Genomic DNA, 22,543 nt, shown 5'->3' on the forward strand with positions numbered 1-22,543 from the left:
CTGCTTCAGGACTGGATCCGTCACTGCGCTCGCCGCGCCGGGCAGACATTGACCTTGATCAAGCAGGGGATGTTGATCGCGCGGGGGGTCGTCGTCGCAGCGCCCCTGGCGCTAGGGGGTCACCAGAAGGCGCGGCGATTAAGCTCGTGACCGAAGGCAAGCAGGGCGACGCCGAGCAGCGTGTAAGGCGTCTCGCCGGCCCAGCCATGGGGCAGGCTGAGCGCCCCGGCCATGATGCCGAGGCCGAGCGCGCCGACCGCAACCGGCAGCGCCATGCCATGCTTGAGCGCGCCGTGGCCGAGCGCCAGTGCGCCGAGCACCATGGCGATCATCAGGCCGGCCTCATGGATGATCTCCGCCTCGAAAATGCCCGCGACAGAAGACAGCACGCCCACAGCAATCGCCGTCGTCAGGCAATGCACGGCGCACAGGCCGGACAGGCCGATGGCCAGCCGGTCGAGCTGTGGCATTGTCCACATCCGGGGTGCGGTGAGCGTTCTCATTGCAAGGGCCATACGCCCCCTCGCGGGAAGATACAACATATCCTTTGCCTCCGGGTGAGGCCTTTATGCGGGGGGCTTGCTTCCGCCGATCCCGCGGCGCATGGGGACCGGATGGCTGAACTTGCGCACTCGTCCTCGCCCGGTGCGCCCGCGGTCGGCGGGCGCCATCTTGGCCGTCCCGCCCCGCTGGCACGCTGGCTGTTCGTCGTCGCGGGCCTGATTCTCTTCATGGTGGCGGTGGGTGGCATCACCCGCCTGACCGAGTCGGGCCTCTCCATCACCGAGTGGAAGCCGGTGACCGGCACCCTGCCGCCCATGAACGAGGCGCAGTGGCAGGAAGAGTTCGACCAGTATCGCACCAGCTCACAATATGCGCTGATGAACAAGGGCATGACGCTCGAAGCGTTCAAACACATCTATTTCTGGGAATATTTCCACCGGCTGGTCGGCCGCATCATCGGCCTTGCCTATGCCGTGCCGCTGGCCTGGTTCGCGCTGCGTCGCGCTATTCCGCGCGGCTTCGGTGTCCGCTTGCTGGTGCTGCTGGCGCTGGGCGGCGCCCAGGGGGCCGTCGGCTGGCTGATGGTGAAGAGCGGCCTTGTCGACCGGGTGAACGTGCAGCCGGCGATGCTCGCCGCGCATCTGGGCATGGCACTGATCCTGCTCGGCGCCGTGGTGTGGACCGCCTGCGACTTCCTGCGCCTGGCCCGGCATGGTGCCGCCAATCCCGCCAGCGCCACCACTCCCGCCAGCCTCGCGCCGCGACGGGCCGTGCCGACATGGGCGGGCACCATCCCCGTGCTCATCCTCTTCATCCAGTTGCTGCTCGGCGCGCTCACCGCCGGTCTGCGCGCCGGCTATGTCTCCAACACATGGCCGATGATGAACGACCGCTTCGTGCCTGACGGAATCGCATGGTGGGGGTCGCTGTGGATGACGCTGACCAGTGACCCGTTCCTCGTCCACTTCCTCCATCGCTGGTGGGCCATGGTCGCGGCGGGCGCCATGCTGTGGATGGCCGGGCGCCTTCATGCCCAGGGCGCGCTTCGCCTCTCTTATGCGCTGACCGGCGCCACGCTGGTGCAGGTGATGCTCGGCATCGGCACTGTGCTGACCGGCGTGTCGCTGCACATTGCCGTCACGCATCAGGTCACCGGCGCGCTGCTCCTCGCCATCGCGGTCGCCGGCGCGCATCGGATCGGCCAGCGGGATCGCGAATCGGATCTCGCGCCTGCGCGCGCATGAGCGAGATCGCTCTGGTCTACGTGCCTTATGGTTCGCGCGCCGAGGCTGAAGCGGCGGGCCGCCAGATGGTGCAAGAGCGACTGGCCGCCTGCGCCAATGTGCTGGGCGAAGGCTGCTCGATCTATCCGTGGGATGGCGTCATCGAGCAGAGCGCCGAAACGGTGGTGCTGTTCAAGACCGCGCCGGACCGCTGCGCGGCGCTCATGACCGCCATTGCGCAGGCCCATGCCTATGATCTCCCCGCGATCCTCACCTGGCCCGCGCACACCACCGCGGCCTATGCGGCCTGGGTGCACGAAAAAACCCGGCCTGACGCCCGTCTGGACTGATAGGGTATCCTGATACCCGTCAGCAAGGGCGTGCTTTTTCTTGACTCTCCGCCCCCTCATCGCCATTGGGGCCGCGCGGGCGGTGCCTTTTCCGGGGCGCCGCTGTTGTTATTTTCTGGATACTCATTCCTGGAGGCAAGAGGCCATGAAGGCGCTCATGAAGACCACCAAGCCGGCAACCCCGGCCACGGTCGAGAAGAAATGGTTGCTGATCGACGCCGAGGGTCTCGTCGTTGGTCGCGTCGCGAGCATCATCGCGAACATCCTGCGCGGCAAGCACAAGCCCAGCTTCACTCCCCATGTCGACTGCGGTGACAATGTCATCGTCATCAATGCCGACAAGGTGAAGTTCACCGGCAACAAGCTGACCGACAAGCGCTATTACAAGCACACCGGCTATGCCGGCGGCATCAAGGAGACCTCTCCGCAGAAGGTGCTCGAGGGTCGTTTCCCCGAGCGCGTGCTGGAGAAGGCCGTGGAGCGCATGATTCCGCGCGGTCCCCTCGGTCGTCAGCAGATGCGCAACCTGCGCGTCTTCGCGGGCAGCGAACATCCGCATGAAGCCCAGAACCCCGAAGTGCTCGATGTTGCGGCGATGAACCGCAAGAACAAGGTTGGTGCCTGATGTCCGATACCGTCAACTCGCTGTCCGATCTGCAGGACCTCACCCAGGGTAACGCCGATGCGCCCGCCGCCACCGACGCCGTGCAGGCACCCGTGAAGGTGTCGAACGCGCCGCTGCGCCAGCAGGAGCTGGACAAGCAGGGCCGCGCCTACGCCACCGGCCGTCGTAAGGATGCCGTCGCCCGCGTGTGGGTGAAGCCCGGCACCGGCAAGATCACGGTCAACGGCCGCGATCAGGAAACCTATTTCGCACGTCCCACGCTGCGTCTCGTCATCAACCAGCCCTTCACGGTCACCGACCGCACCGGCCAGTATGACGTGATCTGCACCGTGAAGGGTGGCGGTCTTTCCGGTCAGGCCGGCGCCGTGAAGCACGGCATCGCGCAGGCGCTCAGCAAATATGAGCCCACGCTGCGCGCCGCCGTGAAGGCAGAAGGCTTCCTCACGCGCGACCCGCGCGTCGTCGAGCGCAAGAAGTACGGCCGCGCCAAGGCTCGCCGCAGCTTCCAGTTCTCGAAGCGCTAAGAACGTCGGCGTCGTTTCGCGGAGCAGACCATGGTCCGGCTCCGCGGACGCGCAGAAGCTTCAGAATTTCCCGTCCGGGATCGGAACAAGGGCTGCTCTTCAGGGCGGCCCTTTTCTTTTGGACGCGTTGTGGGCGCAGCGCTCATAGGTTCACGCGCGACGGCTTGACCTGCAACAGGGCTCACCTACTTTGGCCTTGCGGGCCGGGCCCCTCTGGCGATCCCCTATGGATCGTGATGTCGGACCGCATCGAGTGCGCTCGGTGCCGGGTCCAGACCCATTGAAGACCTGCATCAGTCACCCGATCGACAGTCGTTCCATCGGAGGTTTTTCATGTCATCAGCCCAGTCCATGCCCTGCCCCGTCTGCCGCGTGCCGCTCGTGATGAGCGAGCGCCAAGGCGTCGAAATCGATTATTGCCCCCAATGCCGTGGCGTGTGGCTGGACCGGGGCGAGCTGGACAAGATTATCGAGCGCGCCAGTGCCGAATTGGCGCCTGCCGCCCCGCCACAGACCCGCGCCGAGCCCTATCCGCCTCAATCTCAGGCTCAGCAGCCGTACCGCGATGAGCGATATCGCGAGCAGGGCCATCGGGATGACGGCTACCGCTCGCATAAAGGCTATCCTAAGCGAAAGAAGTCGTTCCTCGAAGAGCTGTTCGACTGATCGGGGGTTTAGCTCTCACAAGCCGTCCACGCCCAGCCTCAGCCGCCGCTCGATGCCGATCCGGTCCAGAAACGCGGCATCGTGGCTCACGACGAGCAAGGCGCCATCATAGTCAGCGAGTGCCTGCTCAAGGAGCTCGATGCTCTCGATGTCGAGATGATTGGTCGGCTCATCGAGGATTAAGAGCTGCGGCGGCACCGGCCAGCTTGTGATCACGCACAGGGCGGCGCGCAGCCGCTCGCCGCCGCTCAGCACCGCGACATCCTTCAGGGCATCGCGGTTGCGGAAGGCGAAGCGGGCCAGCGCCTCATGCGCCATGTGCAGGGTCATACCGGGATGCGCGGCCAGCATCGCCCCTTGCAGGGTCTGGCCGGGCCTCAGAAGGTCGGCATGCTGGTCGAGCAGCGCGATCCGGCCCGGCCCGCGATGGATGGTCCCCGCGCTCGGCTCGGCCAAGCCGACCGCCAGGGCCAGCAGGCTGGTCTTGCCACTGCCGTTCGGGCCCGTGATCGCGACGCGCTCCGGCCCGGTGATGGCAAAGGACAGCGGGCCGAACAGCCGGCGCCCGCCCCGTGCCAGCACCACATCCTCAAACCGCAGTAACGTGCGATTATGCGGGAGGCCGGCCGATGGCAGATTGATCTGCATCGGCGTCAAAACCTCCACCTGCGCGCGGGCGGCCTCTAGCGACTGGCTGGCGGCGCCGATCTGGCGCTCAGCCTGATGACGCTCGCGCGCCCCGCTTTGCTCGGCTTGCTCCGCCCGCTTGCCGAGCAGAATGCGCGGCTGATCCCCCCGCGCCCGGGCAGTGCGCCCGGCCCTGTCCCGCCGGGCCTTTCGCTCGGCCTGAGCCTGGGCATCCCGCTGCTGCCGGGCGAGTGTGCGCTGGCTGCGATCCAGCTCGTCCTCGGCCCGTGCGCGCATCGCATCGCGACTCGCCACAAAGGCGCTCCAACCCCCGCCGACGCTGAAGGCCCCGACCGGCGAGAGCTGGACGATCCGGTCCATGCCTTCCAGCAGCGCGCGATCATGGCTGGCGACGAGTGCGCCGCCCGGCCAGCAGGCCAGCAACTCCCCCACCGCGGCCCGGCCGGCGTCGTCGAGATTGTTGGTGGGTTCATCGAGCAGCAGCAGTTCGGGCTCGGCAAGCAGCATCGCCGCCAGCCCGACGCGGGTGCGTTCCCCACCAGACAGCGTCGCGCAATCGCGATCAAGGCCGGTGCCGGTCAACCCGACATCGGCCAGCGCTCGCTCAAGGCGCTCGGGCAGAGTCCAGTCCGCCTCCGCTGCATCCTCCAGCGATCCTTCGCCCGCGTCCAGGCGCGCGAGTCTCTCCAGCGCATCGGACAAGCCGAGCGCATGTGCAACGCTGCCAGCATCCGGCTGGATCTGCCGCAAGGTGCCGATGCGCCCGGTCCGGTGGATCGTCCCCGCCTGTGGCGCGCCGCCCTCGGCGATCATGGCGAGCAGGCTCGACTTGCCGGCGCCGTTGCGCCCGACAAGGCCGACCCGCTCCCGCCCGATGGCCAGAGTCAGGTCAGAGAAAAGCGCCGTCCCGTCAGGCCGCGCGAGCGTGACGTGATCGAGGGTGAGAAGAGCGGGATTTGGGCCGGGCATGGAACACCTGTGACGAAGGAACAATCGGGCGGATGTCCGGTGCCTTGTCCATGATGATGTGCTCCTGCCGGCGTTGAAGGGGCGATGTAGGCGCGATCGTGCGCGGAATCAAATCCGCCGCACCAAGCGCGCGACGAGAAGCATCGCGGCGGGAAAGCTGAGTGCCCACAAGGCGCCCACCCAAATCAGCCACGGCCAGAACATCTGCAGCGCCAGCGCCGGCATCAGGAGGCCGTTGGCGAGCAGGGCTGCATGAGCCGCGCGACCGCCCCGCCCGGCGGGAAGCGCGAAGGCAGCCAGCAGGGAAGCGAGGCTCATCAGAGCATAGCCCAGTAGATCCACTGCGAAGAGAAAGCTGCGATAAGGCAGGAAGAGAAAGGGCTCGATGCCGGCCGTATGGCCGCTGGCCAGTCTCGGCGCTACGAAGGTGAGCTGAACGAAATAGACGAGGCCCGTGAGCGTGGCATACATGATCGCGAAGCCAAACGCGCTTTGACTGAAGGCCCGACGCCCCGGCGGCGCGAGCCGATGCAGGGCGGCCATGAGGATCACGAAGGCTGGGCCGAGCAACAGCGACGGCGTGAGCAGCAGCGCCAGCCCGCGCGGGGCGCTGGCAGCATTCGGGCCGCCGGCAGAGCCGAGCAGGCCAAGCCATTCGAGCAGTTGCCCGCAGACATAGGCGAGGGCGAACAACGCGCAGGCCAGTGCAGCCGCATAAGCGAGCCGTGCGGCCATCGCGCGGTCCTGCTGCTCTGATGGATTGCCCATCGTCTGCCGCTCGTCTTCCAACATGTGCACAGGATAGGTCAGCCCCCACCGCCAGGCTTTGCGCGGGATCAACCGCATCCTCCATATTGCCCGCTGGCGGCGGGGATGCTAACCGCCAACCTCATGCACACGCCGCCTGAAATCATTCACGTTCATGCTCGCCGAGTCTCCTGCGATGGCTCGGGCCACGGCATCCCCGCTGCGCTGGGGCATCCGCGCATCTTTCTGGAGATCGACGAGCATGGCTATGTCGATTGCGGCTATTGCGACAGGCGCTTCGTGCTGGCGGGTGGCCCGGCCGACACCCCGGACATTGTGAACAAGCCAGACATTTCGTCCGGCGCCAGCCTCTGAACGGCTGACGCCCCACCCGGCGAAGACCGGGCCATCAACGGAGAGGATCGACCGCCCATGCCATTGCATCCCGTGCCGGTCGACGATCCCGCTGTCTGGACCAGTGCCGAAATCGGTGGACGCGAAGGCTTCACCCATCGGCTTTCCCCTGCGCAACGCGACGCTATCGATCGCGCCGTGCTCCGCGTGCGCGGCCGAGTCGCGCAGGACCTCCGGCGCGAGGATTTCTCCTGCCCTGAAATCGACGCGCTGATGAAGGCAGCACGCTGGCAGCTTTTCCATGGCTGCGGCGCGGTCATTCTCTCCGGGATCGATGCGGGCCGTTATGATCTGGCAGATCATGAGCGGCTCTATTGGGGGCTTGGCACCCATATCGGCACCGGCGTCGTGCAAAGCCCACGTGGCGACCATATCGCCCATGTCCAGAAGGAAGAGGGCGGGCCGCCGCGCGGCTACACGTCCGATCTGGAACTGCGCTCCCATACGGATTTTCACGAAGTGCTCTCGCTCTACGGCCTTCGTGCCTCGGCGCAGGGCGGTGAGAGTGGTGCTGTCAGCCTGCTCGCCATCCACAACATCATGGCCCGCGAGCGACCCGATCTTCTCGCCCGCCTCTACGAGGGCCATTATATCGACTGGCCGCAGCGGCCGCAGCCTCATGAGGAGGCGCTGCCTTTCTTCTGGAACTTGGGCGGCAAGACGAGCGGGTTCAACAACCGCGTGTTCCTGCGCCATGGCCGCGAGCCGGAGAAGCTGCCTGCTGCATTCCGCGAGGCGCTCGCCCTGTTCGACGAGATCGCGCTGCGGCCCGATGTCCGCGCCGATTTCGTGCTGCAGCCCGGCGAGATGTTCTTCTGGCACAATTTCCTCGTGCTGCACTCGCGCCAGCAATTCCATGACACGCCCGATGCGCGCCGCCTGCTGCTGCGCCTGTGGCTGAACATCCCGGACGGACGGCCGATTCATCCCGCCATGCGCAGCCTGACGGCGGAGATTGATGCATATCATGGCGGGGTTGCGGTGCCGGCCTAGGAGGGACCGATCATCTTGGGAGGACGGCCCATGCCTCGTATCCTGCTCGCTCTTCTGTGTTTTCTCATCGCGATGCCGGCGCAGGCCAGCACGCCCTGGTCCCGCCCCGCGGCAACCACGCTGCTCGATTATGGCCGGAAGATCGACTCGCACGGCCTCGATCCGCGCGATTATGAGCTGGACCGGCTCAGCACTGCCCTTGGCGCTGGAGACCAGCGCGGCCTTGACATCGCTGCGACGCGCAGCTTTGCCTTGATAGCCCGCGACCTCGCCAATGGCCGGGTGCCTGCCGACCAGCGCCGCCTCTCCTATTTCCGCACCCCCAATCTCAGCCCGGACGCGGTGCTCGCCCTGATCGACCGCGCGCTGAGCAGCGGCGATATCGCTGCCGAGCTGGACCGGCTGGCCCCTGCCCATGCCGATTATCTCAGGCTTCGGGCCGCGCTGCTGAGCCTGCCGGCCGATGCCGTGGCGGACCGCGCCCGGCTGCGCGCCAATCTCGAACGCTGGCGCTGGCTGCCCCGCGACATGGGGCCGCGCTATCTGATCGTGAACGTGCCGGAATATGTGGCGCAACTGGTCGATCGCGGTGCGGTGCTAGCCACCCACCGGGTGATCGTGGGCAAACCCGGCACGCCGACGCCGCAATTCGCCACCACCGCTACAGGGGTCATCCTCAACCCGACGTGGACCGTGCCACAGTCGATCGTGCGCGAGAGCGTCGGCGCGTTGATCCGCACGCGCCCGGCCACGGCCCGCGCGCGGGGCTATAGCTGGACCCAGCAGGGCGGCAGCCTGCAGGTCGTGCAGCAACGAGGCCCCGGCAATGCACTCGGGCAGATGAAGATCGACATGCCCAATCCGCTCGCCATCTTCCTGCACGATACGCCGAGCAAGAGCCTGTTCGAGAAGGAAGAGCGCACCTTCAGCCACGGCTGTGTGCGCACGGACCAACCGTTCGACCTCGCCGTGGCGATGCTCACCGGTACGGACTGGACGCGAGCGCGGATCGACGCTGCAGTCGCCGCCGGCACCACCGTGACGGCCAAGCTGTCCGCACCGATTCCGGTCTACATCGTCTACATGACCGCGCGTGCCGATGCGAAAGGCCGGCTCAACAGGTTCGATGATGTCTACGGGCTGGATAGCGATATTGCCGCGGCCCTCGGCGCCGGCAGCCTCGCCGCAACCCGGCAACTCTCCAGCATGGGATGTCTGGCCGGCTAGGCGCCCCGTAACACGCTCGGCAGTGCGGCGCCTTACACCTTGTCGGCGTAGAGCATCCGCCCGGGGCCAAGCCAGTCGAGCAGAGGGTTGATCTGCGTTTCGCTCACGGCGAAGCAGCCTTCGCTGCGGCCGAGCTTGCCGAGGCGCTTCACCATGTCGTCATTGCTGTACCAAGCCCCGTGAATCACGATGGCGCGCGATTCGGCATTGTCGTTGCTCGTCTCCAGGCCGATCAGCCGCTGCGAGCGGCCATGCTGGCCGGTATAATGAGCGCCGGTAAGATAGGCCCCGCGCGAGCTGGCGTTGGAGCCGGGCGCATTGCTGAAGCTATGCAGGAAGCCGCTATGCGCCGGGTCGGACCCACGCCCGTGCGCGACGGTGAGCAGCCGATGCAGGCCACTCTCGCGATCGACCAGCAGCATCCGCGCGGCCGCCGAGGGCAGCGAGAAGTCCACCACGACGAACCGGTCGCGCAACTTGACGCTATACTGGTCCATGGCCGCTTCCGCCTTGGCAACGAGCTTGGCCCATTGCGGCGGCGTGCGCACGGCGGCGCGCACACTGGCAGGCACCAGAGCAGCCGATACGGCCGCTCCAGCGAGCGTAAGAAACTGACGGCGATGCACTAAGGACATGACGGCTCTTTTCGATCAATCGATGATTGCAACGCGCCCCGCATCCCGTCCCCGCGGAGGCTTCGATAGATCGGAAAATAGGGGAAGAGCCTCCATTTGCCAACCCCCGTGCGGTGCATCGCGCGTTTCGCTGGCCGCGCGATGGGCAAGAAAACCCCACGACCTGACCACCCCGTGCTCCTGCGAAGGCAGGAGCCTAGGGCGCACGGGACCGCCTAAACCGCCTTGGCCTCCTGCCTTCGCAGGAGCACTGGGTGGATGGGTGGAGAGCAGGTGATCATCTCAAGCTGGCCGAGGCGGGGCATGATTATCTCGGCTGGTGGCCACGCGTGACCAGCCCAGCCGGATCCAGTCCCGAAAGGACCAAAGCCGAGCCGGATACACACCGCACCCAGCCCGCCTCTTCACCCCTTTATCCCTCGAGCTGCTTCTGCAGCGTGCGGATATCCGCATCCATCTCGGGATTGTCGAGGCGCATCGCCTCGATGGTCTTCACGGCGTGGATCACCGTGCTGTGGTCCCGTCCACCGAACACGCGACCGATTTCCGGCAGCGAGCGCGGCGTGAGCTTCTTGGCCAGATACATCGCCACCTGACGCGGCCGGGCAACCGCACGGGCGCGACGCTGTGAGCGCATTTCGGACTGGTCGATCCGGTAATGGGCCGCGCACAGCTTCTGGATCTCATCGATCGTGATGCGCCGATGGCTAGCCCGAAGCGATTCGGCCAGCATCGACTGCGCCAATTCGGTGGTGATCGCCTTGTCGACGAGCTGGGCAAAAGCCACCAGCTTGTTGAAGGCGCCCTCCAGCTCCCGAATGCTGGTGCGGATGGCCCCGGCGAGCAGGGCGATGACGTCGTCCGGCACGGCGATGTCCGCCACCGCCTCGCGCCGCGCTTCCAGAATTTTCATGCGCAGCTCAAGGCCGGCAGGCTGGATGTCGGCGACCAGCCCGCCGGCGAGGCGGGATAGGATGCGCGGATCGACCGAACCAAGCTGCTGGGGCGGACGATCGGCGGCGATTGCGATCCGGGCGCCGGCATCGATGAGATCGTTGAGCGTATGGAGGAATTCCTCCTGCGTCGGCCCCTTGCCGGCGATGAACTGGATGTCGTCGATCAGCAGCATCCGTGCTTCGCGCAGCCGGGCCTTGAACGAGAAGGTGTCGTTGGCGCGAATCGCTGCCACGAACTCGTTCATGAATCGCTCGGCCGACATATAGAGGATCGCCCCCTCCCTCGGCGGCGCGCCGGTGCTGCCGCCAAGCGTCTCGCCATAGGCCTGCGCAATGGCATGGAGCAGGTGCGTTTTGCCAAAGCCGGTCGGGCCGTGGATGAACAACGGATTGAAGGCCGGGCGGGTCGCGCCGGCCATGGCCTTGGCAGCCGACGCCGCCAGCACATTGCTCTCGTCCGTCATGAAGCCGGCGAAATCGTGACGCGGCTCGAAGCGGTGTGCAGCGCGCCGCCCCGCCGACTCGCGGTTGGTCGATGCGTCTTGCGAGGAGGCAAGCGCCCGCGTCGACTGGCTCGGACGCGCCGCGCTCTCCTGTGGGCGGAAGCCGCGCGGGGTGACCGGCACCGTTTCAGGCGCCTCGCTGGCGCGAACGATGCGCAGATCATGCACGCCGACGGGCGTCGTACGCCAGGCCAGTGCGATGCGCGTGGCGAAATTGCTGGAGACGTAGCTCGCCGCGAATTCCGACGGCGCCTCGATATCGAGCGTGCCGGACTGGGCGCAGAAGCTGCCCAGCCGCAACGGCCGAATCCATTGATCGAACAGGCGAACCCCGACGGCCCTGCGCAGCCCTGCGCGGATCTCCGTCCATGCCTGTTCCAACGCCTCGCGCTCGGGCTGCTCGCCAATGTCGGCTGGCCCGATGCCGTCGGCAACGCTGCTGAAATGTTGCTGATTCACGTGTTGCCCCATGTCTTCCCGATCCCCGATCGTCCTACTCCTCGCAGGTGATCTGCTGTCAGACGCTGGACGCGAAAATCCCTCGCGGGAGTGCCCCTCCCACGTCCAGTGTTCAACTCAGACCGCTGTATGACGAGGCTACGATTCGAGCCCCGCCGAGGGCAAGTTGTGGCAGTGCTCGCCCCCCCGATCAAGCACGCCCTCTGTCAAAAATCTGAAATAAAATGCTTGACCACGGAATCCCGACCGGAAGGACGGTTAAACAGATAAGGCACTGATATCTAGTATATTTTTTAGGCATCGGGAAGCCGGAATTTGCTGCGCCCGCTGCGAATCGTTGGGATTCCGAAGATCAGGTCGCGGCGCTCCTGCACCCCGAAAGTTTAACCGTTCGGACACCATTTGCGCTTGTCCTCTTCTTGTTCTCACGCGGCTCGCTCAGCGCGCTCCATCGGGTTCCATCGAGGCCTGCGACTCGGACGTCCAGCCACCGCCCAATGCCTTGTGGAGTGCAATCGCAGCCTGGACCGCCCCCGCCTGCGCGCGGTTCAGCTGCTGCATCGCGGACTGGCGCGCCAGGGCGGCCCGCGCCAGCGCGAGCCGGTCGTCCTCGCCAGCGGCCTGGCGGCGGGACACCAGCGCATAGGCAGCCTCTTCCCGCGCCAGCGTCTCGCGTGCAGCGGTGAGCCCCTCCACGCTGCGGTCGAATCGATTGATCGAGTCTTCACTGTCCGCCAGCGCGCCGACCACGGCGCCATCATAGCGGGCCACGGCTGCCTGCGCGCGCGCATCGGCCGCACGCACCATCGCCCGCGCCCGCCCGCCGTTAAACAGCGGCCAGAACAGGCCGCCCCCGCCCTGCAGCCGGGTGCTGTCCCCGCTCACCAGATCGCCGATCGCGCGGGCCTGCTGGCCGACAGCCAGGCTGAGCGACAGGCGCGGAAACAGATCGGCCCGCGCCGCGCCGATGTCGGCCGTGGCTGCAGCCAGCTCCCGCTCGGCGCCGAGAATATCCGGCCGACGCCGCAACAGCTCGGACGGCAGGCCCGCCGCAATGGCCGGCGGCGGCGCGGGAATGGCGCCCGGCTGCTCCAGTTGCGGGACCAGCGCCGCGGGTTCCTTGCCGACGAGCCGCGCTACCTGCACCGCTGCGCTCCGCACGCCGGCCTGCGCCTGCGTTACCGCCAGCCGGGCGGTCTCGGCCTCGCCCCGCGCGCGGCCCGCATCGATGGCATTGGCTTCGCCAGCACGCTCCAGCAGCCCCGCCAGATCGGCAAGCTGCGTGCGCGCGGCCAGTATGTCCTGCGCGACCGCAAGATCCGCCTGCGCCTGCCGCAGACCGACATAGGCCCGGGCCAGCTCCGCGATGAGCTGCATCCGCGCCGCTTGCGCCGAGAGCGCCGCCGCCTCGCTACGCGCCTGCGCGGCCTCACTCTGGCGCGCCTGCCGGCCCCACAGATCAAGTTCCCAACTGGCGTCGAAGCCGACATCGAACAGCGGGAAGTCCCGCGCGAAGCCCGGGATCTGGCCCACCGGCATCTGGCCATTCTCGCTCAGCACCACCTGATTGCCGCTGGCGCTCGTCGTCACCTGCGGCAGGCGCCCGCCGCGCACGGCATCGCGATTCGCCCGCGCCTCCGCGACCCGCGCCTGTGCCTCGCGCAGATCGGGATTGCCGGCCAGCATCTGCTCGACCAGTCCGTTTAGCATGGGATCGTGCAACTGCTCCCACCACCGCTCGGCCTTCACAGCGCCCGTCCCAGCCTCGCCCAGCCAGCGATCCGCCAGTTGGGTCTGCGGCGGCGCATAGGCGGGACCGAGCGCACAGGCGGAGAGCAGCAGCGGTACCAGCGCAGCGCCGGCGAGCGGAGGGAGAGGGGTAACACGCATGGACTTCACTCCATTCGGGCACGGAACAGCCAGGCCGCCGCACTCAGAGAGACGAGGGCTATGATGCCAAGCGGCCAGAGTTGATGGAACACGACGGCGGCGGGCATGGCCTTCAAGAACAGGCCCTGCACGATGATGAGGAAATAGCGGACAGGATCGGCGTGCGTAATGATCTGCAACCAGTCCGGCATGTTCTCGATCGGCGCGGCATAGCCGGAGAGCAGGATGAGCGGCACGGTGACGATGAACGAGCCGAGAAACGCCTGCTGCTGCGTCATCGACATGGCCGAAACGAGCAGACCCAGGCCGATGAGAGCAAGCTGGTAGAACAGCATCGCAATGAGGAAGAGCAGGAAGGAGCCGGTGAAAGGCACCCCGAACGCCACCTGCGCCACCACCAGAAACAAGACGCCGTTGACCATGCCGACCAAGAGCGGCGGCACCATCATGCCGATGAGGATATCATGTACCCGCATGGGCGAGACCATCAGCTGATCGAACGTCCCAAGTTCCCGCTCGCGCGCCACCGCCTGCGAGGTGATGGCGATGCCGGCTATCGAGATGATCAGCGCCACCAGTCCCGGCAGGGTGAACCACATATAATCGAGGCTGGGATTGTACCAATGCGTCACCGCGCTGCCGCCGGCCATGCGCGCACTGATCGGCGCCAGTTCCGCCCCATAGCCCGCCGCGATCTGGCTCACATAGCCCGCGACGATCTGCGCAGCATTGGACCGGCGGCCGTCCAGCACCAGGCCCAGCGCGGCGCTCTGCCCACGCGCGAGGCGCTGATCGAAATCCTCCTGGATGACGAGCGCCGCCAGCACCTTCTGCTCGTCGATCGCCTCTTCCATCGCCGCCATGGAGGGCAGCACGATGACGTCCCGAAAGCGCGGACTGCCCTCGATGCGCTGGAGCAATTCCTGCGCATGGGCGCCGCCGGAACGATCGACGAGGCCGATGTCGACATTCTTGACGTCCAGCGTGGTGGCGAAGGTGAAGATCAGCAACTGAATCAGCGGCGGCAGCACAAGCACGATGCGCGACTTGGGATCGCGCAGCAGCGCCCAGATCTCCTTGACGATCATCGCGCGCAGGCGGGTGAACCGGGCGGCCATCAGTCAAGGCTCCGCCGCGTGGCGCGGAAGCACAGGATGAAGAACAGGAGGCCAAAGCCCAGCATGATCAGGATGTTGGGCAGGATGATCGCCCAGATGTCCCCGGCCATGAACACGGTTTGCAGCGCGGGAATGAGGTAGCGCGCCGGCACGGCATAGGTCAGCGCCTGGATCGGCCAGGGCATCGACCCGATCTCGAAGATGAAGCCGGAGAGCAGGAAGGTCGGCAGGAAGGAGGCGAGCAACGCCACCTGACTGGCCACGAACTGGTTGCGCGTCGTCGCCGAGATGAACAGCCCCAGCCCCAGCGCCGGCAGCAGAAAGGCGGCAGCGATGGCGAACAGGGCGAAGATCGACCCGTGGAAGGGCAGCCCGAAGGTGGTCACGGCGATCACCGTGCACAGCGCCATGGAGACCATGCCGAGCAGGAAATAGGGCAGCACCTTGGAGAGAATGAACTCGGTCATCCGCATCGGCGTGGCCAGCAGCGCCTCCATGGTGCCGCGCTCCCATTCACGCGCGACGACCAGCGCGGTCAACAGCGTCCCGATCATCGTCATCACGATGGCGATGGCGCCGGGCACGAGGAAATAGCGGCTCTGCAGGCCCGGATTGAACCACATGCGCTGGGAGACATCGATGGGCGGCGCAGCCCGGCGCCCGAGGCGCATCCCCTGCTCGTCGGCCATCCATGTCTGGCGCACCCCCTCGGCATAGCTGGCGACGAAGTTCGCCTGATTGGGCTGAGTGCCATCGGTGACAATCTGGATCGGCTGCGGTGTTCCCTGGGCCATGGCCCGGCCGAAATCGGGCGGAATGACGACGAAGCCGCGAATCGCCCCCTGCTGCATCAGCGCGCGGGCGGGCAGCACGGCATTGAGCGGGGTGACCTGGAAATAGGGCGAATGGGCATAGGCCTGCGCCAGCCGCGCGGCCGGCGCGCTGTCATCCTGCACCACCAGCGCGATCTTGGTGTCGCGCGGATCGAGAGAAATCGCATAGCCAAAGAGGAAGAGCAGCAGCAGCGGCATCGCAAAGGCGATGAGGAAGGTCGAAGGGTCGCGCCGGATTTGGGCATATTCCTTGACGATCAGCGCCAGCAGCCGGCGGTGCGAAGAGCCTGCCATGGCGCCGGCACTCGCCTCCACCTGCGCCAGCGTCGGGTCGGGATCGGTCCCACTCATGCCGCGGCCTCCGCGTCCCTGTCGGCGTCGGACGCCTCAATGAGGGCGATGAACGCGTCCTCCATCGTGGGATCATCCTTGCCGGTCAGTTCGCCAGCTTTCGCCTTGAGCGAGTCGGGCGGGCCGCTGGCGATCTGCCGCGCGCGATAGATGAGCGTCACATCGTCGCAATATTCGGCCTCGTCCATGAAATGGGTGGTGACCAGTACCGTGACGCCGCGCCGGACGAGTCCGTTGATATGCGTCCAGAACTCGCGGCGCATCACCGGATCGACACCGGATGTCGGCTCATCGAGGAACAGCACCGGCGGCTCGTGCATCACCGCGCAGGCCAGAGCGAGGCGCTGCTTGAAGCCGAGCGGCAGCGTCCCGGCATTGCGCTTGAGGTTGCCGCCGAGCTCGAAAATGTCCGTCACACGCTCGATCGCCGCGCGCGCCTGTGCGCCAGCCAGATCATAAGCCCCGGCGAAGAAATCGAGATTCTGGGCGACCGACAGATCGCCATAGAGCGAGAATTTCTGCGCCATATAGCCCAGCGATCCGCGGGCCTGTGCGGCGGCCCGGCGCAAATCGTGCCCGGCCACCGATCCGCTGCCCTCACTCGGCGTGAGCAGGCCACACAGCATCTTGAACGTGGTCGATTTGCCAGCACCATTTGGCCCCAGCAGGCCGAAAATCCGGCCACGCGGAACCGTGAAGCTCACATCACGCGCCGCCGTGAAGTCGCCGAATCTTTTGGTCAGCCCCCTGGCTTCGATGGCGGGTGCGTCGCTGGCGGGAATGTCGCGATAGGCCGCCGCCAGCGCGCTGGTCCCCTCCGGCCCGCCCCCCAGCCGCTCGATGAACCCGTCCTCGAAGCGCGCGGGCGCCCGAGACACCTGCGTTTCCGGCCCCATATCGAGCGCGTCGGCATCCGGCACCGGATGGCCCTCGCCGATGAGCAGGCGGATCGCGCGGCCCTGCAAGGTGCCGTCGATCACGTCCGGCCGGTCGAGCGCGCGGGTGAGCGCCTGCCGCCGGCGCTCGGCAAAGCCGGTGACCCGGATCACGCGGTCGCTGATCGCATCGGTCAGCGTGGCCGGCGGACCCGTGAACAGCGTCCGCCCCTCGCTCAGCAGATACACCGTGTCGCACATCTCGGCTTCATCGAGATAGGCGGTGGACCAGAGCACGCCGATGCCCTCCTTGGTAAGCTCGGCAACCATGGCCCACAGCTCGCGGCGGCTGATCGGATCGACGCCCACGCCCGGCTCGTCGAGCAACAACAATGGCGGCGTGCTCACCAGCGCGCAAGCCAGACCCAGCTTCTGCTTCATGCCGCCCGAGAGCTTGCCGGCCGGGCGCGCCTGAAAGCGGGCAAGGTCGGTGAATTCGAGGAGGCGCTTAAAGACGCTCTCCTGCGCATCGCGCGGCAGACCCCGCATCTCGGCATAAAGAACGAGATTCTCGCGCACGGTCAGGTCTTCATAGAGGCCGAAGCGCTGCGGCATGTAGCCGATCGAATCAAGGCGGTCGGCAGGCGGCGCGCCGAGAATGGAAACGGTGCCCTCGTCCGCCCGCATCAGCCCGGCCAGCACGCGAATCAACGTTGTCTTGCCGGCGCCATCCGGCCCCACCAGCCCGGTGACCTTGCCCGGCACCACAACCAGATCGACCCCGCCGAGCGCGCGTGTATCGCCGAACGCTTTCACGATCCCCATCGCCGTCGCGACCGGCTGGCCATCGCCAGCAACAGGCGCGAGGTCACTCATATCGGCCTACCGCCGTTATTCCGTCGCGATGGCGACGTCCCGCGCATGGTCAGCGCTTCGCTACAGGAGCGGCATCGGCGATGGAGACGCTCACCGGCTGGCCCTGCCGCAGCTTGCCGTCCGGATGATCCACGACGATCCGCAAGCGATAGACCAAGTCGGTGCGCAGGTCGCTCGTCTCCACCGTCTTGGGGGTGAATTCCGCGCGCGGCGAAATATAGCCGATGATGCCGGAATAGGATTTGGGATTGCCGTCCGCCGTGATCGTGACCGTCATGCCCGGCGCTATCCGGCTGAGCTGGTTCTCCGCGACATAGGCCCGCACGCGCACCGGGCGATCGATGGCCAGCGTGAAGACGGTTTCGCCCGGCGCCACGATCGCGCCGGGTTCGCGCGCGCGCGTGACCACCACGCCATCCACGCTGGCGAGCAGGTGCGCGTCGTCGAGATCGGTGCCGACGCCCTTTCGCGCGGCCTCGGCCGCCTGCAGCGCCGCGCGCGCCGCCTCGATATCTTCACGCCGCGCGCCGGTGCGCACCAGGGTCAGCGCCGCCTGCGCTTCAGCGAGCTGGGCATTAGCGCGATCGCGCATGGCGACGGTCGATTCCCACACATCGCGGCTGATTGCGCCCGGGGCGACCAGCGGCTGCCGGCGTTCATAGTCGCGCTGGGCATCGCGCGCCGCCGCCTGCGCTGCCGCAAAGCGAGCCTGCGCCTGAGCGACATCTTCCGGCCGACTGCCGCGCTGGAGCTTGAGCAGTTCCGCGCGAGCCTGCGCCACGCGCGCATCGGACTGGGCGACGGCGCTATCGATGGAGGCCCGGTCCAGCTCGGCCAGCAGCATGCCCTGCTTGACCCGCTGGCCTTCCTCGACCGGGATCTGCGCGATCCGTCCGCCGACCCGGAAGCCGAGATCCACTTCCCGAATGTCGACATTGCCATAGAGCGTCAGAGGCCCGTCATCCCGCCCCAGCAGCCCGAAGCCGCGCGTGCTCACGGCAGCGATCAGCAGGACGGTGACGATGATGAGCACGATCAGGCGCTGGCGGGTCATGGCGTCATTCCTCGGTGAGCAGGGTTTCGGCGGACTTGAGCAGGCTGGCGACCAGCGCCTCGCCCGTGGCGGAATCGAGATCGGGCACTTGCATGGTCCGCACCACGCAGGCGCGGCCGAGGCGCAAAATCAGCGCCATGCCCATGATATGGAGGATCAGCGGGCGGCGCTCCGCTTCCGCGAGCGAGGGCCGTGCGACCGCGGAGAGAAGAATCGCGGTCTCCACCAGCGGCCCTATCAATCCATCGTAGAGGCGCGTGAAGGCCTCGGTCGGGTGCTGCTGCTCGCGGGCCACGAACTGCGCAAAGGTCGCCGAGCGCGACGAGAGCAGGAAGCGCGCCAGCGTCTCCAGCAGCGCCAGCATCTGTGTGCGGGCCTGCGCGGGCGTCTGCGGTGGCTGCTTCTCGATGATGGCGATCAGCGGCGCGTAGATACTCCCCACGACGGAGGCGATATGGTCGGCGCAGGCGAGGTAGAGCCCTTCCTTGGAGCCGAAGTGATAGGTGATCGAGGACATCGCCGTCCCGCTGGCGCGGGCAATTTCGCGCGTGCTTGCCCCATCGAAGCCGAAGCGGCCGAATTGCTCAAGAGCTGCCTCGATAATCTGCAACGGAAGATCGCTTCTTGCAGGGCTTTCCGTGTCCACGGATGCGGCCCCGATATCCGTCGCGAGCGCTTTCTTGCGCGTGCGGGTTACGGCCTCATGCATTTTTCTTTGCCCGTCATGGCGTGGCGGACGTGCTGGTGGCACGTCCCTGAACCGCTCGATCTCGACATCCTTCGTCGAGTGGCGTTCAACGATGACCAGCACAATGACGATGGAGACCGCATGAAGGATATTTGTTCGATCGAACGAACAATGTCAAATGGTGAGAGTAACCATCCGGAAGGCTAGGTTGAACCGCTGTGACGCCCTAGCGATCCGTAGGAGCCTCCTCCTCGCGCCCCTCGACAGGTTGATCCAGCGTGGCCTTTGAATCCGGCGCATCCGTCTTGGCACGGGCCTGCCCCTTGCGGCGGCGCAGATTGGCCCGCAGCGCTTCGGCGAGCCGGCGTTGGCGGTCGGAGGGCGGGGTACTCATGCTCCTGCTTTACGAATCCGGCTTTTACGCTGCAAGTCGCCTTGACAAGGCCAGACGGTAAGGCCATAGGCGCGGCCTTGCTGACGCGGGGTCCCCCTGCGAACGGCAGTGCTGCCGTAGCTCAGTGGTAGAGCGCATCCTTGGTAAGGCTGAGGTCGCGAGTTCAATCCTCGCCGGCAGCACCATTTTCCCCATTTGCTGTGAAGAACCCAGAGCCAGCCCGTGAAGGGTGGTTGCGGGCCACGAGAAATCATCGACTTACGGTGTATGAGTGGCGCTGCAGACACACCTCACCCCGGTGAGTAAACGTGTAATCGACGTTTATTTGCCCCCTCCCCATCGCTCCCTACCTTTCAAGCACGGTTCAAAACATCTGAAAGGTATCCGTCATGAAGTCATCACTGCTTTACACCGCTGCGTTGCTGCTGAGCGGCGGCATTGCTGTGCCAGCCATGGCGCAGGACACCACAGCGCCGGCCACTGCACAGCCGGCGGCCCCCGCGTCGCCCGCCTCGCCCGCAGCGCCGGCTTCTCCTGCCACGCCGGCCGCACCGGCTACGGCAGCGGCTCCCACGAGCTTTACGGACGCGGAGCTGGTCGGCTTTGCCAAGGCCGCTATCCAAGCGGACAAGATCCAGAAGGACGCAACGGTCGCTGCGGACGCCAAGCAGGAGCAGATGCTCGCCGCCGTGCAGTCCAATGGCCTGACGCCGGCGCGCTACAACGAGATTGCCCAGGCGACCCGGACCAATCCGGATCTCGTGAAGAAGATCCAGGAACTGGCCTCGGCCGACATGGCGACCCAGCAGCCGGCCACCGCGAATCCCTAAGACGCGGCGGGCGCAACGCTGAAACGAATTGGGCGGCTCCCTCCGGAGCCGCCCATTTTCATGCCCGGTTGTCCTGCCCCTTCACCCGCAATCGCCACGCATGAAGCAGGGGCTCGGTATAGCCGTTCGGTTGCGCGACGCCCTCGAAGACCAAGGCCCGTGCGGCTTGCAGGGCGAGGCTCTCCGGATGGCCTGCCATCGGTCGATAGAGCGGATCGCCGACATTCTGGGCGTCGACCTTGGCCGCCATCTTCTCGAAGGCCGCATCGACCTGCGCTGGCGTACACACGCCATGGAGCAGCCAATTGGCGATATGCTGGGAGGAAATGCGCAGCGTCGCGCGATCTTCCATCAGGCCGATGTCGTTGATGTCCGGCACCTTCGAACAGCCAACCCCCTGATCGATCCAGCGGACGACATAGCCAAGAATCCCCTGCGCATTATTCTCCAGCTCCTCGACGATCTCCTGCTCGGACCAGTTGGTGCCGGGCGAGAGTGGCACGGTGAGCAGGTCCGAAAGCGGCGCCACCGGCTCGTGTCCGCGCTCCTGCTGGCGCGCCGCGACATCGACGGTGTGATAATGCGTCGCGTGCAGCGTCGCCGCCGTCGGGGAGGGCACCCAGGCCGTGTTCGCCCCGCTCATGGGATGCGCGATCTTCTGCTCAAGCATGTCGGCCATCCGGTCCGGCGCCGCCCACATGCCCTTGCCGATCTGCGCCCGGCCGGAGAACCCACAGGCCAGACCGATCTGCACGTTGCGATCCTCATAGGCCTTGATCCAGGCGGCGCTCTTCATGTCGCCTTTGCGGATCATCGCCCCGGCCCGCATCGATGTGTGAATCTCATCGCCAGTCCGGTCGAGGAAGCCGGTGTTGATGAACACCACCCGATCCTTGACCGCCGAGATGCAGGCCATGAGGTTGGCGGACGTCCTCCGCTCCTCGTCCATCACGCCGACCTTGATCGTGTGCCGGTCCATGCCCAGCAAATCCTCGATCGCATCGAACAGATCGTTGGTGAAGGCGCATTCCTCCGGCCCGTGCATCTTGGGCTTCACGATGTAGACGCTGCCGCCGAGACTGTTGCGCACCGGGCCGGCGCCCTTGAGATCGTGCAGGGCGATCAGGCTGGTGACTATGCCATCGAGAATGCCTTCGGGCGCCTCGGCACCATCGGGCAGCACAATCGCTGGCGTGGTCATCAGATGGCCGACATTGCGGACGAGCAGGAGGCTGCGTCCCTTGAGCGACCATTCCGACCCGTCGCGATCCTTGAAAACCCGGTCCTGGTTGAGCCTGCGCGTCTGCGTTTTGCCGCCTTTCTCGAACGTCGCAGAGAGGTCACCCTGCATCAGCCCAAGCCAGTTGGCATAGGCCGCCACCTTGTCCTCCGCATCCACCGCCGCGACCGAATCCTCCAGATCGACAATGGTCGAGAGCGCTGATTCGATCACTACGTCAGCGATGCCCGAGGGATCATCCTTGCCGATGGGGTGATTGCGATCGAACACCACCTCGATATGCAGGCCGTTCTTGCGGAACAGGCGGCCCTTGGGCGTCTGGCCGACATATTGGGTGCCATCCGCGATCGCGAAGCCCTTGGCGGGATCGCCCATGTCCGCCCAGCTTCCGGACACCAGCGGCACAGCCTGGTCGAGAAAGGCCTTGGCCCAGGCGATGACCTGCGCGCCGCGCTCGGGATCGTATCCGCCCGGCCTGGCCGTTCCCGGCAAGGCATCCGTGCCGTAGAGCGCATCGTACAGGCTACCCCAGCGCGCATTGGCCGCGTTGAGCAGGAAGCGGGCGTTGAGCACCGGCACCACCAATTGCGGACCGGCCAGCGTTGCGAGCTCGGCATCGACCTTTTGCGGATCGATGGTGAAGGGCGCCGGCTCTGGAACGAGATAACCAATCTCGCGCAGGAACGCCTCATAGGCCGGCTGATCGATCGGTTGGCCGGCCCGCGCCTCATGCCAGGCATCGATCTGCGCCTGAAGATCGTCGCGCTTCGCCAGCAACGCCCGATTGCGCGGTGCAAAATCGGCGAAGATCGCCGCCGTCCCGGCCCAAAAGGCTTGCGCAGTCAGCCCCGTACCCGGCAGCGCGCGCTGCTCGATGAAATCGGCCAGTTCCTGCGCCACCGAGAGCCCGGCGCGGTCCACCTTGTTCGTCATGCCTTGCATCCCCGCCGT

General features: G+C 66.4%; 22 protein-coding genes and 1 tRNA gene. 10 read left to right on the forward strand and 13 right to left on the reverse strand.

What is annotated here, in order from left to right; translation table 11 throughout:
* Positions 1-119 precede the first annotated feature (119 nt).
* Positions 120-503: a MerC domain-containing protein gene (locus M2335_RS00910; RefSeq protein ID WP_264574071.1), complete on the reverse strand. Its 384-nt coding sequence runs from the start codon at positions 501-503 to the stop codon at positions 120-122.
* Positions 504-614: 111 nt separating this feature from the next.
* Between M2335_RS00910 and M2335_RS00915 the strand changes: the two genes are divergently transcribed.
* From M2335_RS00915 to M2335_RS00935, 5 genes are all read left to right on the forward strand, one after another.
* The gene (locus M2335_RS00915) at positions 615-1,748 is read left to right on the forward strand and encodes a COX15/CtaA family protein (protein WP_264593496.1); all 1,134 of its coding nucleotides are present in this window, start codon (positions 615-617) and stop codon (positions 1,746-1,748) included.
* Positions 1,745-2,077: a divalent-cation tolerance protein CutA gene (gene cutA / locus M2335_RS00920; RefSeq protein WP_264593497.1), complete on the forward strand. Its 333-nt coding sequence runs from the start codon at positions 1,745-1,747 to the stop codon at positions 2,075-2,077. The genes M2335_RS00915 and cutA overlap by 4 nt, the downstream gene beginning before the upstream one ends.
* Positions 2,078-2,222: 145 nt before the next feature.
* Positions 2,223-2,702: a 50S ribosomal protein L13 gene (gene rplM / locus M2335_RS00925; RefSeq protein ID WP_181560974.1), complete on the forward strand. Its 480-nt coding sequence runs from the start codon at positions 2,223-2,225 to the stop codon at positions 2,700-2,702.
* Positions 2,702-3,226, forward strand: coding sequence for a 30S ribosomal protein S9 (rpsI, locus tag M2335_RS00930; RefSeq protein WP_264571594.1), 525 nt, complete (start codon positions 2,702-2,704; stop codon positions 3,224-3,226). Before rplM ends, rpsI begins: the two co-directional genes overlap by 1 nt.
* Before the next feature lie 333 nt (positions 3,227-3,559).
* Positions 3,560-3,892, forward strand: a complete 333-nt coding sequence (locus M2335_RS00935; RefSeq protein WP_264593498.1) for a zf-TFIIB domain-containing protein — start codon at positions 3,560-3,562, stop codon at positions 3,890-3,892.
* A gap of 15 nt (positions 3,893-3,907) precedes the next feature.
* On the opposite strand, the gene M2335_RS00940 is transcribed toward M2335_RS00935, so the two are convergent.
* Together M2335_RS00940 and M2335_RS00945 are read right to left on the reverse strand one after the other, a co-directional pair.
* The gene (locus tag M2335_RS00940; protein ID WP_264593499.1) at positions 3,908-5,509 is read right to left on the reverse strand and encodes an ABC-F family ATP-binding cassette domain-containing protein; all 1,602 of its coding nucleotides are present in this window, start codon (positions 5,507-5,509) and stop codon (positions 3,908-3,910) included.
* Positions 5,510-5,617: 108 nt separating this feature from the next.
* The gene (locus M2335_RS00945; RefSeq protein WP_264593500.1) at positions 5,618-6,349 is read right to left on the reverse strand and encodes a hypothetical protein; all 732 of its coding nucleotides are present in this window, start codon (positions 6,347-6,349) and stop codon (positions 5,618-5,620) included.
* A gap of 51 nt (positions 6,350-6,400) precedes the next feature.
* Between M2335_RS00945 and M2335_RS00950 the strand changes: the two genes are divergently transcribed.
* From M2335_RS00950 to M2335_RS00960, 3 genes are read left to right on the forward strand one after another with little or no spacing between them, the layout of a single operon-like run.
* Complete coding sequence (locus tag M2335_RS00950; RefSeq protein ID WP_181561563.1) at positions 6,401-6,631, forward strand: zinc-finger domain-containing protein; 231 nt, start codon at positions 6,401-6,403, stop codon at positions 6,629-6,631.
* 57 nt (positions 6,632-6,688) lie between these two features.
* Positions 6,689-7,663 carry a TauD/TfdA family dioxygenase gene (locus tag M2335_RS00955; protein ID WP_264593501.1) on the forward strand — a complete coding sequence of 325 codons (975 nt, stop codon included), beginning with the start codon at positions 6,689-6,691 and terminating at the stop codon, positions 7,661-7,663.
* Positions 7,664-7,693: 30 nt separating this feature from the next.
* Positions 7,694-8,890, forward strand: a complete 1,197-nt coding sequence (locus tag M2335_RS00960) for a L,D-transpeptidase family protein (RefSeq protein WP_264593502.1) — start codon at positions 7,694-7,696, stop codon at positions 8,888-8,890.
* A 32-nt stretch (positions 8,891-8,922) separates the two neighbouring features.
* Here M2335_RS00960 and M2335_RS00965 read toward each other — a convergent pair whose 3' ends face one another.
* From M2335_RS00965 to M2335_RS01005, 9 genes are all read right to left on the reverse strand, one after another.
* Positions 8,923-9,525: a murein L,D-transpeptidase catalytic domain family protein gene (locus M2335_RS00965; RefSeq protein ID WP_264593503.1), complete on the reverse strand. Its 603-nt coding sequence runs from the start codon at positions 9,523-9,525 to the stop codon at positions 8,923-8,925.
* Between the two features lie 412 nt (positions 9,526-9,937).
* Complete coding sequence (dnaA, locus tag M2335_RS00970) at positions 9,938-11,455, reverse strand: chromosomal replication initiator protein DnaA (protein ID WP_264593504.1); 1,518 nt, start codon at positions 11,453-11,455, stop codon at positions 9,938-9,940.
* Positions 11,456-11,881: 426 nt separating this feature from the next.
* Complete coding sequence (locus M2335_RS00975) at positions 11,882-13,333, reverse strand: efflux transporter outer membrane subunit (RefSeq protein WP_264593505.1); 1,452 nt, start codon at positions 13,331-13,333, stop codon at positions 11,882-11,884.
* 5 nt (positions 13,334-13,338) lie between these two features.
* Positions 13,339-14,451, reverse strand: coding sequence for an ABC transporter permease (locus M2335_RS00980; RefSeq protein WP_264593506.1), 1,113 nt, complete (start codon positions 14,449-14,451; stop codon positions 13,339-13,341).
* Complete coding sequence (locus M2335_RS00985; protein WP_264593507.1) at positions 14,451-15,635, reverse strand: ABC transporter permease; 1,185 nt, start codon at positions 15,633-15,635, stop codon at positions 14,451-14,453. The genes M2335_RS00980 and M2335_RS00985 overlap by 1 nt, the downstream gene beginning before the upstream one ends.
* Positions 15,632-17,386, reverse strand: coding sequence for an ATP-binding cassette domain-containing protein (locus M2335_RS00990; RefSeq protein ID WP_264593508.1), 1,755 nt, complete (start codon positions 17,384-17,386; stop codon positions 15,632-15,634). The genes M2335_RS00985 and M2335_RS00990 overlap by 4 nt, the downstream gene beginning before the upstream one ends.
* 49 nt (positions 17,387-17,435) lie before the next feature.
* Entirely contained in the window at positions 17,436-18,440 is a 1,005-nt protein-coding gene (locus M2335_RS00995; protein WP_264593509.1) for an HlyD family efflux transporter periplasmic adaptor subunit, read from the reverse strand.
* Positions 18,441-18,444: 4 nt separating this feature from the next.
* The gene (locus M2335_RS01000; RefSeq protein WP_264574055.1) at positions 18,445-19,149 is read right to left on the reverse strand and encodes a CerR family C-terminal domain-containing protein; all 705 of its coding nucleotides are present in this window, start codon (positions 19,147-19,149) and stop codon (positions 18,445-18,447) included.
* A 205-nt stretch (positions 19,150-19,354) separates the two neighbouring features.
* Complete coding sequence (locus M2335_RS01005) at positions 19,355-19,522, reverse strand: hypothetical protein (RefSeq protein WP_264577787.1); 168 nt, start codon at positions 19,520-19,522, stop codon at positions 19,355-19,357.
* A 110-nt stretch (positions 19,523-19,632) separates the two neighbouring features.
* On the opposite strand from M2335_RS01005, the gene M2335_RS01010 reads away from it, so the two are divergent.
* A tRNA-Thr gene (locus M2335_RS01010) sits at positions 19,633-19,707 on the forward strand.
* 204 nt (positions 19,708-19,911) lie between these two features.
* A complete protein-coding gene (locus M2335_RS01015; protein ID WP_264571608.1) occupies positions 19,912-20,352 on the forward strand; it encodes a DUF4168 domain-containing protein in 441 nt (146 codons plus the stop codon).
* Positions 20,353-20,410: 58 nt separating this feature from the next.
* On the opposite strand, the gene M2335_RS01020 is transcribed toward M2335_RS01015, so the two are convergent.
* Positions 20,411-22,525, reverse strand: a complete 2,115-nt coding sequence (locus M2335_RS01020) for a malate synthase G (protein ID WP_264593510.1) — start codon at positions 22,523-22,525, stop codon at positions 20,411-20,413.
* Between the last annotated feature and the right edge of the window lie 18 nt (positions 22,526-22,543).

Origin of the sequence: Sphingobium sp. B12D2B (assembly GCF_025961775.1) — a bacterium.
Lineage (GTDB): Bacteria > Pseudomonadota > Alphaproteobacteria > Sphingomonadales > Sphingomonadaceae > Sphingobium.

What these genes read in the sequence shown, in the direction of transcription:
- M2335_RS00910 (WP_264574071.1), bottom strand. Translation starts at nt 503, where the DNA reads ATGAGAACGCTCACCGCACCCCGGATGTGGACAATGCCACAGCTCGAC.
- M2335_RS00915 (WP_264593496.1), top strand. Translation starts at nt 615, where the DNA reads ATGGCTGAACTTGCGCACTCGTCCTCGCCCGGTGCGCCCGCGGTCGGC.
- cutA (WP_264593497.1), top strand. Translation starts at nt 1,745, where the DNA reads ATGAGCGAGATCGCTCTGGTCTACGTGCCTTATGGTTCGCGCGCCGAG.
- rplM (WP_181560974.1), top strand. Translation starts at nt 2,223, where the DNA reads ATGAAGGCGCTCATGAAGACCACCAAGCCGGCAACCCCGGCCACGGTC.
- rpsI (WP_264571594.1), top strand. Translation starts at nt 2,702, where the DNA reads ATGTCCGATACCGTCAACTCGCTGTCCGATCTGCAGGACCTCACCCAG.
- M2335_RS00935 (WP_264593498.1), top strand. Translation starts at nt 3,560, where the DNA reads ATGTCATCAGCCCAGTCCATGCCCTGCCCCGTCTGCCGCGTGCCGCTC.
- M2335_RS00940 (WP_264593499.1), bottom strand. Translation starts at nt 5,509, where the DNA reads ATGCCCGGCCCAAATCCCGCTCTTCTCACCCTCGATCACGTCACGCTC.
- M2335_RS00950 (WP_181561563.1), top strand. Translation starts at nt 6,401, where the DNA reads ATGCACACGCCGCCTGAAATCATTCACGTTCATGCTCGCCGAGTCTCC.
- M2335_RS00955 (WP_264593501.1), top strand. Translation starts at nt 6,689, where the DNA reads ATGCCATTGCATCCCGTGCCGGTCGACGATCCCGCTGTCTGGACCAGT.
- M2335_RS00960 (WP_264593502.1), top strand. Translation starts at nt 7,694, where the DNA reads ATGCCTCGTATCCTGCTCGCTCTTCTGTGTTTTCTCATCGCGATGCCG.
- M2335_RS00965 (WP_264593503.1), bottom strand. Translation starts at nt 9,525, where the DNA reads ATGTCCTTAGTGCATCGCCGTCAGTTTCTTACGCTCGCTGGAGCGGCC.
- dnaA (WP_264593504.1), bottom strand. Translation starts at nt 11,455, where the DNA reads ATGGGGCAACACGTGAATCAGCAACATTTCAGCAGCGTTGCCGACGGC.
- M2335_RS00975 (WP_264593505.1), bottom strand. Translation starts at nt 13,333, where the DNA reads ATGCGTGTTACCCCTCTCCCTCCGCTCGCCGGCGCTGCGCTGGTACCG.
- M2335_RS00980 (WP_264593506.1), bottom strand. Translation starts at nt 14,451, where the DNA reads ATGGCCGCCCGGTTCACCCGCCTGCGCGCGATGATCGTCAAGGAGATC.
- M2335_RS00985 (WP_264593507.1), bottom strand. Translation starts at nt 15,635, where the DNA reads ATGAGTGGGACCGATCCCGACCCGACGCTGGCGCAGGTGGAGGCGAGT.
- M2335_RS00990 (WP_264593508.1), bottom strand. Translation starts at nt 17,386, where the DNA reads ATGAGTGACCTCGCGCCTGTTGCTGGCGATGGCCAGCCGGTCGCGACG.
- M2335_RS00995 (WP_264593509.1), bottom strand. Translation starts at nt 18,440, where the DNA reads ATGACCCGCCAGCGCCTGATCGTGCTCATCATCGTCACCGTCCTGCTG.
- M2335_RS01000 (WP_264574055.1), bottom strand. Translation starts at nt 19,149, where the DNA reads ATGCATGAGGCCGTAACCCGCACGCGCAAGAAAGCGCTCGCGACGGAT.
- M2335_RS01005 (WP_264577787.1), bottom strand. Translation starts at nt 19,522, where the DNA reads ATGAGTACCCCGCCCTCCGACCGCCAACGCCGGCTCGCCGAAGCGCTG.
- M2335_RS01015 (WP_264571608.1), top strand. Translation starts at nt 19,912, where the DNA reads ATGAAGTCATCACTGCTTTACACCGCTGCGTTGCTGCTGAGCGGCGGC.
- M2335_RS01020 (WP_264593510.1), bottom strand. Translation starts at nt 22,525, where the DNA reads ATGACGAACAAGGTGGACCGCGCCGGGCTCTCGGTGGCGCAGGAACTG.